This is a genomic window from Paenirhizobium cremeum (assembly GCF_022884085.1).
Taxonomy (GTDB): Bacteria; Pseudomonadota; Alphaproteobacteria; order Rhizobiales; family Rhizobiaceae; genus Allorhizobium; species Allorhizobium cremeum.
In genome coordinates this window covers 116,189-128,442 of the sequence record NZ_JAGGCS010000004.1, presented here as the reverse complement: position 1 = coordinate 128,442, position 12,254 = coordinate 116,189, and the positions used below count along the sequence as shown (strand labels likewise).

At 61.3% G+C, this 12,254-nt stretch carries 11 protein-coding genes; 7 read left to right on the top strand and 4 right to left on the bottom strand.

Going from position 1 to position 12,254, the window contains the following annotated elements:
• Positions 1-5: 5 nt before the first annotated feature.
• The 6 genes from J5N58_RS09190 to J5N58_RS09165 all read left to right on the top strand — a co-directional run bounded on the left by J5N58_RS09190 (position 6) and on the right by J5N58_RS09165 (position 5,621).
• Positions 6-389, top strand: a complete 384-nt coding sequence (locus J5N58_RS09190) for an AGROH133_08824 family phage infection protein (protein ID WP_112830413.1) — start codon at positions 6-8, stop codon at positions 387-389.
• A 261-nt stretch (positions 390-650) separates the two neighbouring features.
• Complete coding sequence (locus tag J5N58_RS09185; RefSeq protein WP_113338194.1) at positions 651-1,217, top strand: F0F1 ATP synthase subunit delta; 567 nt, start codon at positions 651-653, stop codon at positions 1,215-1,217.
• Positions 1,217-2,746 carry a F0F1 ATP synthase subunit alpha gene (gene atpA / locus J5N58_RS09180; protein ID WP_244710566.1) on the top strand — a complete coding sequence of 510 codons (1,530 nt, stop codon included), beginning with the start codon at positions 1,217-1,219 and terminating at the stop codon, positions 2,744-2,746. Before J5N58_RS09185 ends, atpA begins: the two co-directional genes overlap by 1 nt.
• Positions 2,747-2,775: 29 nt before the next feature.
• A complete protein-coding gene (locus J5N58_RS09175) occupies positions 2,776-3,654 on the top strand; it encodes a F0F1 ATP synthase subunit gamma (RefSeq protein ID WP_113338195.1) in 879 nt (292 codons plus the stop codon).
• Between the two features lie 24 nt (positions 3,655-3,678).
• Complete coding sequence (atpD, locus tag J5N58_RS09170; protein WP_112830409.1) at positions 3,679-5,142, top strand: F0F1 ATP synthase subunit beta; 1,464 nt, start codon at positions 3,679-3,681, stop codon at positions 5,140-5,142.
• A gap of 71 nt (positions 5,143-5,213) precedes the next feature.
• A complete protein-coding gene (locus J5N58_RS09165; protein ID WP_113447416.1) occupies positions 5,214-5,621 on the top strand; it encodes a F0F1 ATP synthase subunit epsilon in 408 nt (135 codons plus the stop codon).
• 101 nt (positions 5,622-5,722) lie between these two features.
• Here the strand turns inward: J5N58_RS09165 and J5N58_RS09160 are convergent, their stop codons facing one another.
• The 4 genes from J5N58_RS09160 to J5N58_RS09145 form a co-directional block, all read right to left on the bottom strand.
• Positions 5,723-7,336 carry a GMC family oxidoreductase gene (locus tag J5N58_RS09160; RefSeq protein WP_113425514.1) on the bottom strand — a complete coding sequence of 538 codons (1,614 nt, stop codon included), beginning with the start codon at positions 7,334-7,336 and terminating at the stop codon, positions 5,723-5,725.
• 10 nt (positions 7,337-7,346) lie between these two features.
• Positions 7,347-8,564, bottom strand: coding sequence for a mandelate racemase/muconate lactonizing enzyme family protein (locus J5N58_RS09155; protein ID WP_113425515.1), 1,218 nt, complete (start codon positions 8,562-8,564; stop codon positions 7,347-7,349).
• A gap of 64 nt (positions 8,565-8,628) precedes the next feature.
• Positions 8,629-10,053: an aldehyde dehydrogenase gene (aldA, locus tag J5N58_RS09150; RefSeq protein ID WP_113425516.1), complete on the bottom strand. Its 1,425-nt coding sequence runs from the start codon at positions 10,051-10,053 to the stop codon at positions 8,629-8,631.
• A gap of 101 nt (positions 10,054-10,154) precedes the next feature.
• The gene (locus J5N58_RS09145; protein WP_113425517.1) at positions 10,155-11,099 is read right to left on the bottom strand and encodes a LysR substrate-binding domain-containing protein; all 945 of its coding nucleotides are present in this window, start codon (positions 11,097-11,099) and stop codon (positions 10,155-10,157) included.
• 179 nt (positions 11,100-11,278) lie between these two features.
• Here J5N58_RS09145 and J5N58_RS09140 point away from each other — a divergent pair, with 179 nt between their 5' ends.
• Positions 11,279-12,211, top strand: a complete 933-nt coding sequence (locus J5N58_RS09140) for an L-lactate dehydrogenase (RefSeq protein WP_112830403.1) — start codon at positions 11,279-11,281, stop codon at positions 12,209-12,211.
• Positions 12,212-12,254: the final 43 nt, after the last annotated feature.

Sequence of the window (12,254 nt, the reverse complement as noted above, 5' to 3'; positions counted from 1 at the left end):
GACAAATGGAGTTCTACCTTCCGACGGAGTTCGGCGAGCAGCTGGCCTTCGGATCGGCTGCCGCAATGGTCCTGATCGGCGCTTTCGTGATGTTCGCGCCGGGTCTTGCCATGGGATTTTTTGGTGTCCAGCCTCGGGACGGTCGGCCGGAAGGGTATGGTGCAACGCGTTCGGCGGGCGGTCTGATTGTCGGTTTTGCCGGGACTGCGCTTCTCGTGGCGCAGCCGATGGTCTATCTCGCGCTTGGTTTCGCCGTTGTTCTCGCGGCATTCGGCCGGGTTCTTTCCATCATGTCGGACAGGGGCGCGACGGCTCTGAATTTTCTACTCTTGATTGTGGAAATCGCTCTGGCTGCTTTGCCGATCATCTACGTCTTCGGTCTTGTGTGAACGGGCCGGTCGATCCGGCATCGGCGGCTTTTGCCAATTTGACGCAGATTCGCGGAAAATTGCTGCCAAGGCCTTGTCCTAAAGACTCATTCCGTTAATACGCGTGTTGCGAGTCCAGAGTTCCTATGCTAGACGGACCGCGAAATTCGGAAAACGCAAGCGGCCTTTCCTTGTGTTTTCGGGGGAAAACGTAACGATTTCAGGATCATGTGCATCGCCTTCCAAAGGCGTGGGGATTCTGGATGAAAATCAGGGAATATTTTGCCCGTGGCAGACACATCCCAAGTCATTTCAGGTGTGGCGGAGCGCTATGCGTCCTCGCTTTTCGAGCTTGCTCTCGAAGCCGGTTCCATTGATGCCGTCGCCGCCGATCTCAACCGTTTCCAGACGATGATCGATGAAAGCGACGACCTGAAGCGACTGGTGCTTTCTCCGGTGTTTTCCGCCGAGGATCAGTCGAAGGCTGTCGCGGCGCTGTGCGAGAAGGCCGGTATCGGCGGCCTCGTCGCGAACTTCCTGAAGGTTGTCGCCGGCAACCGGCGGCTTTTTGCAGTGTCGGGCATGGTTGCCGCATTCCGGCAGATCGCCGCCCGCCATCGTGGCGAAGTCACCGCCGAGGTGGTGTCTGCCCATGCGCTGACTTCCGAACAGGAAGATGAATTGAAGGCGGCGCTGAAGAGCGTCACCGGCAAGGATGTTTCGGTCGCAGTCTCGATCGATCCGTCCATTCTCGGTGGTCTGATCGTCAAGGTCGGCTCGCGCCAGATCGACACGTCTCTTCGCACCAAACTTTCCACCCTTAAGCTTGCACTGAAAGAGGTTGGCTGATGGATATCCGCGCCGCGGAAATTTCCGCAATTCTGAAAGATCAAATCAAAAATTTCGGCAAAGAGGCGGAAGTCTCGGAAGTCGGCCAGGTTCTCTCCGTTGGTGACGGTGTCGCCCGCGTTTATGGCCTCGACAACGTTCAGGCCGGCGAAATGGTCGAGTTCCCCGGCGGCATCCGCGGCATGGCGCTGAACCTCGAAGCCGACAACGTCGGTGTGGTTATCTTCGGTTCCGACCGCGACATCAAGGAAGGCGACACCGTCAAGCGGACCGGCGCCATCGTGGACGTTCCGGTTGGTCCGGAACTGCTCGGCCGCGTCGTCGATGCGCTCGGCAACCCGATCGACGGCAAGGGCCCGATCAACGCTGCCCGCCGCGCCCGCGTCGACGTCAAGGCTCCCGGCATCATTCCGCGCAAGTCGGTTCATGAGCCGATGTCGACCGGCCTCAAGGCTATCGACGCCCTGATCCCGGTCGGTCGCGGCCAGCGCGAGCTGGTCATCGGTGACCGTCAGACCGGCAAGACCGCCATCATCCTCGACACCTTCCTGAACCAGAAGCCGATCCACGACAACGGCCCGGACCAGGACAAGCTGTTCTGCGTCTACGTCGCCATCGGCCAGAAGCGTTCGACCGTTGCCCAGTTCGTGAAGGTTCTCGAAGAGCGCGGCGCTCTCAAGTACTCGATCGTCGTTGCCGCGACCGCGTCCGATCCGGCTCCGATGCAGTATCTTGCTCCGTTCGCCGGCTGCGCCATGGGCGAATATTTCCGTGATAACGGCCAGCACGCGCTGATCGGTTATGACGACCTTTCCAAGCAGGCCGTGGCGTACCGCCAGATGTCGCTGCTGCTGCGCCGCCCGCCGGGCCGCGAAGCTTATCCGGGTGACGTTTTCTACCTGCACTCCCGCCTTCTGGAGCGTGCCGCCAAGCTTTCGGACGAGCGTGGCGCCGGCTCGCTGACCGCTCTGCCGGTTATCGAAACCCAGGGTAACGACGTTTCGGCGTTCATTCCGACCAATGTGATCTCGATCACCGATGGCCAGATCTTCCTTGAAACCGACCTGTTCTACCAGGGCATTCGTCCGGCCGTTAACGTCGGTCTGTCGGTTTCCCGCGTTGGTTCGTCGGCCCAGATCAAGGCGATGAAGCAGGTTGCCGGCTCGATCAAGGGCGAACTTGCCCAGTATCGCGAAATGGCCGCATTCGCCCAGTTCGGTTCTGACCTTGACGCTGCAACGCAGCGCCTGCTGAACCGCGGTGCGCGCCTGACCGAACTTCTGAAGCAGCCGCAGTTCTCGCCGCTCAAGACGGAAGAACAGGTTGCCGTGATCTTCGCCGGTGTGAACGGTTACCTCGATAAGATCGCCGTCAACCAGGTCGGCAAGTTCGAACAGGGCCTGCTCTCCTACCTGCGGTCGGAAGGCAAGGCTATCCTCGACACCATCCGTACGGAAAAGGCCATCAGCGACGACACCAAGGGCAAGCTCAAGGCTGCTCTTGACGCCTTCGCCAAGTCTTTCGCCTAATCGGGGCTCAAGCCAAGGACGGATAACGGATGCCTTCACTTAAGGATCTGAAAAACCGGATCGCCTCCGTCAAGGCGACGCAGAAGATCACCAAGGCGATGAAGATGGTCGCCGCGGCGAAGCTGCGTCGCGCGCAGGAGGCGGCCGAGGCCGCCCGGCCCTATTCGCAGCGGATGAGCGCCGTCCTTGCCAATATCGCCCAGGCGGTGGGTGGTGATGACAGTGCGCCGCGGCTGATGACGGGCACCGGCAAGGACGACGTGCATCTGCTCGTCGTCTGCACGGCGGAGCGCGGTCTTTGCGGCGGCTTCAACTCGCAGATCTCGCGCTTTGCCCGCGATCATGCCCGCAAGCTCCTGGCGGCCGGCAAGACCGTCAAGATCTTCTGCGTCGGCAAGAAGGGCTACGACAGCCTTCGTCGTGAGTTCGGCGGCCTGATCGTCGAGCGCACGGACCTGCGGGAAGTCAAGAAAATCGGTTTCGAAAACGCCGATGCGATCGGTCGCAAGATCATTGCGATGTTCGACAAGGGTGAGTTCGACGTCTGCACTCTGTTCTATTCGGAGTTCAAGTCGGTCATCAGCCAGGTTCCGACCGCGCAGCAGCTCATCCCGGCTTCCGCCGGCGAAGCAGCCCCGGCGAACGGCGCAACCGCCGTCTATGAATACGAGCCGGATGCAGGCGCGATCCTGACGGATCTCATTCCGCGCAACATCTCGGTTCAGGTCTTCAGGGCGCTGCTCGAAAACGTCGCCGGCGAAATGGGCGCAAAGATGAGCGCCATGGACAATGCGACGCGCAATGCAGGTGAGATGATCAACAAGCTGACGCTTTCCTACAATCGTCAGCGTCAGGCGCAGATCACCAAGGAACTCATTGAAATCATTTCGGGCGCGGAAGCGCTCTGAGGTTAAGGAAAGAGGGTAAGAAACATGGCTAAGGCAGCTACCCCGAAATCTACCGCGGCGAAGTCCGCAACCGGCTCTGTCGGCCGGGTTACCCAGGTCATCGGCGCTGTTGTTGACGTCGCTTTCGACGGCGAGCTGCCCGCGATCCTGAACGCGCTGGAAACCGACAACCAGGGCAACCGTCTGGTTCTCGAAGTTGCCCAGCACCTCGGCGAAAACCAGGTTCGTACGATCGCCATGGACTCGACCGAAGGTCTGGTCCGCGGCCAGCCGGTCACCGATACCGGCGCTCCGATCTCGGTTCCGGTCGGCAAGGAGACCCTCGGCCGCATCATGAACGTCATCGGCGAACCGGTTGACGAAGCTGGTCCGTTGAACACGGAAGCCAAGCGCGCCATCCACCAGGAAGCTCCGGCTTATGTCGAGCAGTCCACGGAAGCGCAGATCCTCGTCACCGGCATCAAGGTCGTCGACCTTCTCGCTCCTTACGCCAAGGGCGGTAAGATCGGCCTGTTCGGTGGTGCGGGCGTCGGCAAGACCGTTCTCATCATGGAACTCATCAACAACGTTGCAAAGGCACACGGCGGTTACTCGGTATTCGCCGGCGTTGGCGAGCGTACCCGCGAGGGCAACGACCTCTATCACGAAATGATTGAGTCCGGCGTTAACAAGCACGGTGGCGGCGAAGGCTCCAAGGCTGCGCTCGTATACGGCCAGATGAACGAACCGCCGGGCGCCCGCGCTCGCGTCGCCCTGACCGGTCTGACGATCGCTGAACAGTTCCGTGACGAAGGTCAGGACGTTCTCTTCTTCGTCGACAACATCTTCCGCTTCACCCAGGCAGGTTCCGAAGTGTCGGCTCTGCTCGGCCGTATTCCTTCGGCCGTGGGTTATCAGCCGACGTTGGCAACCGACATGGGCGCCATGCAGGAACGCATCACCACCACGACCAAGGGTTCGATCACCTCGGTTCAGGCCATTTACGTTCCGGCCGACGACTTGACCGACCCGGCTCCGGCCACCTCGTTCGCCCACTTGGACGCAACGACCGTTCTGTCGCGTTCGATCGCCGAAAAGGGCATCTACCCGGCCGTTGACCCGCTCGATAGCACCTCGCGCATGCTCGACCCGCTGATCGTCGGCGAAGAGCACTACGAAGTCGCCCGTAAGGTTCAGTCGACGCTGCAGCGCTACAAGGCCCTGCAGGACATCATCGCCATCCTGGGTATGGATGAACTGTCGGAAGACGACCGTCTGGCCGTTGCCCGCGCCCGTAAGATCGAGCGCTTCCTGTCCCAGCCGTTCTTCGTGGCCGAAGTCTTCACCGGTTCGCCGGGCAAGCTCGTTGCTCTCGAAGACACGATCAAGGGCTTCAAGGGTCTCGTCAACGGCGAATACGACCACCTGCCGGAAGCTGCCTTCTACATGGTCGGCTCCATGGACGAAGCCATCGAGAAGGCCAAGAAGCTGGCCGCCGAAGCTGCCTGATAATGGATCTGCGGCACGCGGAACAAAGGTTTCGCGTGCCGGTCCTTCATCCACGAGAGAAGTGAACCATCATGGCCGACAATTTCAATTTTGAACTCGTTTCGCCTGAGCGCCTGCTGCTTTCCGAAAAGGTGAGCGAAGTTGTCATTCCGGCAACCGAAGGCGAAATGACCGTCATGGCCAATCATGCGCCGACCATGACCACCATCAAGCCGGGCGTGGTCTCGGTCAAGCTCGCTTCCGGACAGGTCAGCAAGTATGTCGTTTTCGGTGGTTTCGCAGACATCGTTCCGACCGGCTGCACGCTGCTGGCCGAGTCGGCTGTGGCGATGACCGAGCTCAACCGCGAAACGCTGACCAAGCGGATTGAGGCTGCTCGCGCGGAACTGAACGCGGCCGACAACCACGAGCACAAGACCCGGCTCGAGCAATACCTCGCCGAGCTCACCCATCTGAACGGTATACTGATCGCTGCGTAAGCCGCTACGACGGATAGACCGCGACTTCGGAATGAAAGAAAGCCGGGCCTTGTGCGCCGGCTTTTTCGTTTTCGCAGTCGTGCTCGTCGATACTGCGGTTCTTAGCGGGCATCTTCCAGAATCATGGCGGAGCCTTTTTCAGCCACCATCATGGTCGGCGCGTTGATGTTGCCGGCCGTGACATTCGGAAAGATGGAAGCATCGACAATGCGGAGTCCGCGCAAGCCATGTAGCCGCAGGTGTGCGTCGACAACGGCCTGGCGATCGTCCGGACCCATCGCGCAGCTTCCGCAGAGGTGATAGATCGAACCGCTGTTCAGCCGGAAATAGTCGAGCAGTTTCTCGTCGGTATCGGCGGCAGGCGAGGGGGATACTTCATTCGCGATGATCGCGGACAGGGACGGGGCGGTCGCGATGCGGCGGACCAGATGGCTGCCCTGCAACACCTCATCGATGTCATGATCCGTGGAGAGATAGTTGGGACGGATCAGCGGCGCGCGATCCGGATCGGAAGAGGCGATGGCGATTTCGCCGCGGCTGGTCGGCCGGCAGGCATTGAATGCTATCAGAAAGCCGGGATAGGGCTCCGGCTTCAATCCTGCTTTCGGATTGTCCGGGATACGGTAGGAGAGGGGGTTGAAATAGAGCTGGATGTTCGGGCGAGGCGCACCGGCGGTGCCGCGGAAGAAACCGCCGGCCTGGTTGACGCTCATCGCGAAGGGACCTTTGCGGGTCAGAAGATATCGCAGACCCAATGCCGCCTGCCCGAAAATGCTGCCGAAGCTGCCATTCAGCGTGGGCCGGGTGGCGCGATAGTAGAAGCTGGCGCAGAGATGATCCTGGAGGTTCTTGCCGACGGCGGGCAGGTGGTGGCGTGTCTCTACTCCGAGATGCTGTAAAGCCGTTCCATCGCCGATGCCAGAGAGCTGGAGCAGTTTTGGCGTATCGACGGCGCCGGCCGCGAGGATCACTTCCCTGCGCGCCCTGAAGGAACGTAGCCGGCCATGCTGCATCACCTCGACGCCATCCGCCTTGCCATCTTCTGCGAAGAGGAGGCGCTGGGCGACCGCATTACGTTCGATGGCAAGATTGAACCGGTTCAATGCTGGCCGCAGATATTCGGCACTGGAGTTGGAGCGCTGGCCGCAGCGCGTGTTGATGTCGTAGACGCCGGCTCCTTCGATCGAGGCTCCGTTGAAGTCTGTGTTGACCGGAAGTCCGCGCTCTTCGCAGGCTGCGAGGAAGGCGTGGGAAACGGGATGAATATCATCGCGCATCGGCGTGACATGGATGGGGCCATTGCCGCCATGCCATTGCGAAGTACCTCCGGCATGGGTCTCAAGTTTGCGGAAAAAGGGCAATACGTCGCTTGCGCCCCAGCCGGGATTGCCGGCGGTTTCCCAGTCGTCAAAGTCGGATGCGGCGCCCCGTACGAAGATCATGGCGTTGATCGATCCCGATCCACCCTGCACCTTGCCGCGGGGGGCGTAGATGCGGCGGTTGCCGAGTTCGGGCTCCGGCTCGGTGGAATACATCCAGTTGACGGCCGGGTTGTAATAGCTGCGGGCGTAGCCGACCGGGATCTTGAACCAGAAGCTGTCGTCCTTGCCGCCGGCTTCGATGAGCAGAACGCTGTAGCGGCCGTTCTCGCTCAGCCGGCTTGCCAGAATGCAGCCGGCGGAGCCTGCGCCAACGATGATGAAATCGTAAGTCATGGCTTGCCGTTCAGCCCTTGGCCGGAGCGAAAGCTTTGACGTCGGCCGGTTCCGCTCCCATCTGCAGATGCAGCCGCTCGCCGGTATAGGGTGTGTGCTGTTCCACGACGGCCATGTCGAGTTCGATGCCGAGGCCCGGTTCGCGAGAGGGAATGAGATAACCGTCGTCGAAGGCGAGCTTGTTCTTGAGGAGGCGTCCGTGGAAGTCGCTGAAGTCCCTGATCGCCTCGTGGATCAGGAAGTTCGGGGTTGCCGCGGAAAGCTGGATGGATGCGGCGGCACCCACCGGGCCGTTGTAGAGATGCGGCGCGATCTGGGCATAGAAGGCTTCGGCCATTCCCGCGATCTTCTTTGCCTCGAGAAGACCGCCGACGCGGGCGACGTTCATCTGCAGGATGGAGGCCGCGCCGAGCTGGAGAACGCGCTGGAATTCGTATTTCGTGGTGAGCCGCTCGCCGGTGGAAACGGGGATCGAGGTTGCGCGGGCCACCTCTGCCATGGCGGCCTCTTGACCGGGCGGTACGGGCTCCTCGAACCAGAGGGGATCGTATTTCTCCAGCCGTTTTGCCAGCCGGATCGCGGAGGAGGGAACCATCTGGCCATGGGTGCCGAAGAGGATGTCGGCGCGGCTGCCGACGGCATCGCGGATCTTGCGGCAGAATTCTTCGCAGCGATCCATGACCCCGAGCGAAAGCTGGTGGCCGGAATAGTTTGTGTAGGGGCCAGCCGGGTCGAACTTGACCGCGGTGAAACCCATTTCCACCATTCGGACCGCCTCTTCGGCGGCGAGATCGGGATCGTTGTAGTCGTATTCGCCGGCGGCGTTTTTCGGATAGAGATAGGTGTAGGCGCGCAGCTTTTCGTGGACGGTTCCGCCGAGCAGATCGGACACCGGCCGGTTCGCCGCCTTGCCAATGATGTCCCAGCAGGCGATCTCCAGACCGGAAACGATGCCCATCATCGTCGGGTCGGGGCGCTGGGTGAAGCCGCTGGAATAGGCCGCCCGCCAGAAGCGTTCGATCCGATGGGGGTCGTGATCCAGCAGGTATCGCTGGAAGACATCCTCGATCAGAGGCACGAGCCCGGACGGGTGGAAGGCGGTATCGTAGATTTCGCCGATACCCCTGATGCCGCAGGCCGTCTCGAGTTCGACGAAGATCCAGTACATGCCGCCGATATGGGGCGGCGGGACGGCGACGACGTAGGTCTTGAGCGATGCGATCTTCATGGTGGTTCCTCGGGGCGTATCGTTCGATCGTATTTCGTGAGCTTGCAGGCCGGTGGCTGTCCCGTCAGTGCTTCAGGATGACCAGCCGGGTCTGGGTGAACTCCAGCATGCCATGCTTGCCGTCGTCTCCGCCGAGGCCAGAACGTTTCCAGCCGGCGTGGTAGCCTTGATAGGGATCGGCCGGGAAACGGTTGACGTAGAGTTCGCCGGCCTCGATCTCGTTGGCGGCCTTCATCACCTTGCGGTAGTTTTCCGAGAAGACGACGGAGGCGAGGCCATATTGGTGGTCGCTCGCCATGGCCAGTGCTTCGTCGAAATTCGCGTAAGGGATGACCGCAAGTACGGGACCGAAGACCTCCTCGCGGACGATCTCCATGTCCTGCCGGCAACCGGAAAGTAGTGTCGGCGGATAAAAGAAGCCGGCCCCTTGAGGGATGACGCCGCCTGCCTCGACTTTTGCGCCTTCCGCCGCGGCGCGTTCGACCATGGCATGGATGCGCGAACGGGCAACCGCGTTGGCGAGAGGCCCCATCAGGTCGGGGTCCTTTGAGCGGTCGCCAAAGCGGCGGGAGGAAAATGCGGCGCGGAGCTTGTCGAGCAGGGTGTCGTGGACGCTCTCGTGCACATAGAGACGTTCGACCGAGGTGCAGACCTGTCCGCAATGGGCGGTCTTGGCTGCGATCACTAGGCGCGCAACTGCATCGAGATCTGCGTCGGGCTCGACGATCACCGGCGTCTTTCCGCCGAGTTCCAGGGATGGTTTGGCGATGTTCGCCTTGCAGTATTCGAGAACGGTGCGGCCGGCTGCCACACTGCCGGTGAGTGTTATCATGCCCACTTCGGGCCGGGTGCAAAGGGTTCCGGCGACGTCATGGGTCATCGTCATGATGTTGACGAGCCCGGCCGGCAAAACAGCTTCCTCCATCGCTTCGGCAAAGACGAAGGCGGAGGTGGGCGTGTTGTTGCTCGGGCGCACGACGACCGCGTTGCCAGCGATCAGAGCCGGAGCGATCTTGCGCACGAGCGTATAGATCGGAAAATTGAAGGGGATGAGGCAGGCGACAACGCCGATCGGGGTGCGTTTCAGCATCAGCGTCTCGTCCGGCGTGTCGCTCTCGATCACCTCTCCCTCGATGCGCCTTGCCCATTCGGCGTGATAACGCATGAGAATGGCGGCGTAGATCGTCTCGGCGGTCGCATCCGCAATGCTCTTGCCGGACTCCCGGGCAAGAGCCTCCCCGATCTTTTCGGAGCGGCGTTCCACCGCGTCGGCGAGCCGGCGCAACGCATCCCCTCGCTCGATCGCGGGAAGCCGGCCCCAGACCTTCTGGGCGCGGGCCGCTGCCTGGACGGCCCTGATGGCATCGGTGTTCGACGCCGCTGGGACGCTCGCAAAGATTTCACCGGTGGCAGGGTTTACGACGTCGATCGCGGGAGTCTCGCTTGGCGAGACGAAATGGCCGTCGATGAAATTGCGATAGTCCGTCATGGGCTCCTGCTCTTCCCGCGTATTTTCCATCAAGTAGGAGCCGTCCCGCCTGTTCGTGCAAGCGAGTTATTCTCGGGGTCATCATTCAAAAATCGAATGTTTCAGACTGCGCCGGCCTTGCTGGCAATTTCCTTGCCGCCAGCGGGTTCCGGATCTCTGGAGAGCTCCAGATGCAGCCATTGCCGGAAGGCTTTCACGTTCACCGGCTCCGCTTGTTCGGCCCGCGTCACCAACCAGTAGGATTCGTGGCCTTCCACCTCGACGTCCAGCACTTGCATCAGTCGACCCTCCTCCATCAGCGACGCTACCATGAAGCGGTCGGCGACAGTCACTCCAAGGCCGTTGCAGGCGGCTTCGATCGCCATATCGAGGAGGTCGAATTCCAGTCCGCCTCGCGTATCGGTGTGGCTCAGGCCCGCTGCATCCAGCCAGTGCTGCCAGGTGAGGTAACGCCGGTCGGTGGAGGCGAGGACATGGAGGAAGGTCAGGCCGGAAAGATCGAGCGGTCCGTCTCTCGTGCGACCGGCAAGCAGTTGAGGCGCGCCGACGGCGATGTGGCGTTCGGTCATCAACAACTGGGATTGTAGCATGGGCCACTCGCCATCGCCGAAGCGAATCGCGCAGTCGAGGATGCTGCGTTCGGTCAGGCTGTCCTGCAATTCGGTGGTGATGCTGATCTCGATCTCGGGAAGAAAGCGTCGCAGGCTGCCGAGCCGGGGCATCAACCAGCGCTTAGCGAAGGTCGGCGGCACGTTGACGCGCAGGCGATGCTGGTTGCTTTTCTCCATGATGTTGCGAACCGTCAGTTCCACGTCGTGGAACGCGCGCTGCAGCGCTTCGAGCAATTCGATGCCCGAGGGCGTCAGGTCGAGATGATGATGGCGGCGTATGACCAGCTTCTCGCCGAGCTGTTCCTCGAGATTGCGCACCTGCCGGCTCACGGCGCTCTGGGTCAGGTTCAGTCTGTCGGCAGCGCGGGTGAAGCTGCGGGTCTGTCCCACGACCTCGAAGATCTTCATGGCGGAAAGCGCCGGCAGTTTTCGCATGATAGTCCCGTCTCCGCCGCCGATTGCGGCCTGCTGTCACGTCATTAAAACAGAACCATCGTAACGACGTCATCCGGTTTATGCCGGATGTTTTTCGATCCTGGCAAAGCGAGGCAATTGAAACGCGGCCGGTAGCGATGAGATAGTCCACCAGCCGTTCGTCACAGGGGAAGACAGTCATGAAAGTCGGTATCGTCGGAGCAGGCATGGTGGGAAGCTCGGCTGGCTATGCGCTCGCCCTGATGGGCATCGTCAGCGATATCGTGCTGGTCGATCGCAATGCGGCGCTGGCGATCGCGCAGGCGGAGGATATCTCGCATGCCGTACCGTTCATGTCGGCCACCAGCGTTCTGGCTGGCGACTATGCCGATCTTGCGGGCGCAGGCGTTGTTATTCTTGCCGCCGGCGTCAGCCAGAAACCCGGCGAAAGCCGGCTCGAATTGCTGGAGCGCAATGCCGCCGTCTTTCGCGAGGTCGTAGGCGAAGTGCTGCGGGTTGCGCCGGACGCGATCCTGCTGATTGCCACCAACCCCGTCGATATCATGACCCAGGTGGCCACTCGTCTTTGCGGCTTGCCGCCGCAACGGGTGATCGGCTCGGGAACGATCCTCGATTCGGCCCGGTTCCGCAGCCTGATTGGCCGCCATCTCGGCATATCCCCGCAGTCCGTTCATGCCTATGTTCTCGGGGAGCATGGCGACAGCGAAGTCCTGGGCTGGTCGAATGCGCGGGCTGGATCGGTTTCGCTCAGATCCTTTGCCGAGCAGATCGGCTCGCCTCTGACGGACCATGTGCGCCAGTCGATCGATGACGGTGTGCGCAATGCCGCCTACAAGATCATCAACGGCAAGGGCGCGACCTATTACGGCATCGGCGCCGGCCTTGCGCGCATCGTCAAGGCAATCGCCCAGGATCAGCGTGACGTGCTTTCGGTGTCGATCGTCACGCCGCATATCGTGGATGTGACGGATGTCGCTTTGTCCGTTCCCCGAATCGTTGGTGCGGAAGGTGTGATCGCTGACCTCATTCCGGAACTGGATGTCGGCGAATATGCCGCGCTTGGCAGGAGTGCGGCCCTTCTCAAGGAAAGGGTCGAATCAATCGCGCTTTGATTTTCGTCAATTTCTGTGGGTTGGGCGGGCTCTTTTCCTGAGA

Coding starts and splice junctions, on each gene's coding strand:
- J5N58_RS09190 (WP_112830413.1), top strand. CDS start 6: ATGGAGTTCTACCTTCCGACGGAGTTCGGCGAGCAGCTGGCCTTCGGA.
- atpA (WP_244710566.1), top strand. CDS start 1,217: ATGGATATCCGCGCCGCGGAAATTTCCGCAATTCTGAAAGATCAAATC.
- J5N58_RS09175 (WP_113338195.1), top strand. CDS start 2,776: ATGCCTTCACTTAAGGATCTGAAAAACCGGATCGCCTCCGTCAAGGCG.
- atpD (WP_112830409.1), top strand. CDS start 3,679: ATGGCTAAGGCAGCTACCCCGAAATCTACCGCGGCGAAGTCCGCAACC.
- J5N58_RS09165 (WP_113447416.1), top strand. CDS start 5,214: ATGGCCGACAATTTCAATTTTGAACTCGTTTCGCCTGAGCGCCTGCTG.
- J5N58_RS09160 (WP_113425514.1), bottom strand. CDS start 7,336: ATGACTTACGATTTCATCATCGTTGGCGCAGGCTCCGCCGGCTGCATT.
- J5N58_RS09155 (WP_113425515.1), bottom strand. CDS start 8,564: ATGAAGATCGCATCGCTCAAGACCTACGTCGTCGCCGTCCCGCCGCCC.
- aldA (WP_113425516.1), bottom strand. CDS start 10,053: ATGACGGACTATCGCAATTTCATCGACGGCCATTTCGTCTCGCCAAGC.
- J5N58_RS09145 (WP_113425517.1), bottom strand. CDS start 11,099: ATGCGAAAACTGCCGGCGCTTTCCGCCATGAAGATCTTCGAGGTCGTG.
- J5N58_RS09140 (WP_112830403.1), top strand. CDS start 11,279: ATGAAAGTCGGTATCGTCGGAGCAGGCATGGTGGGAAGCTCGGCTGGC.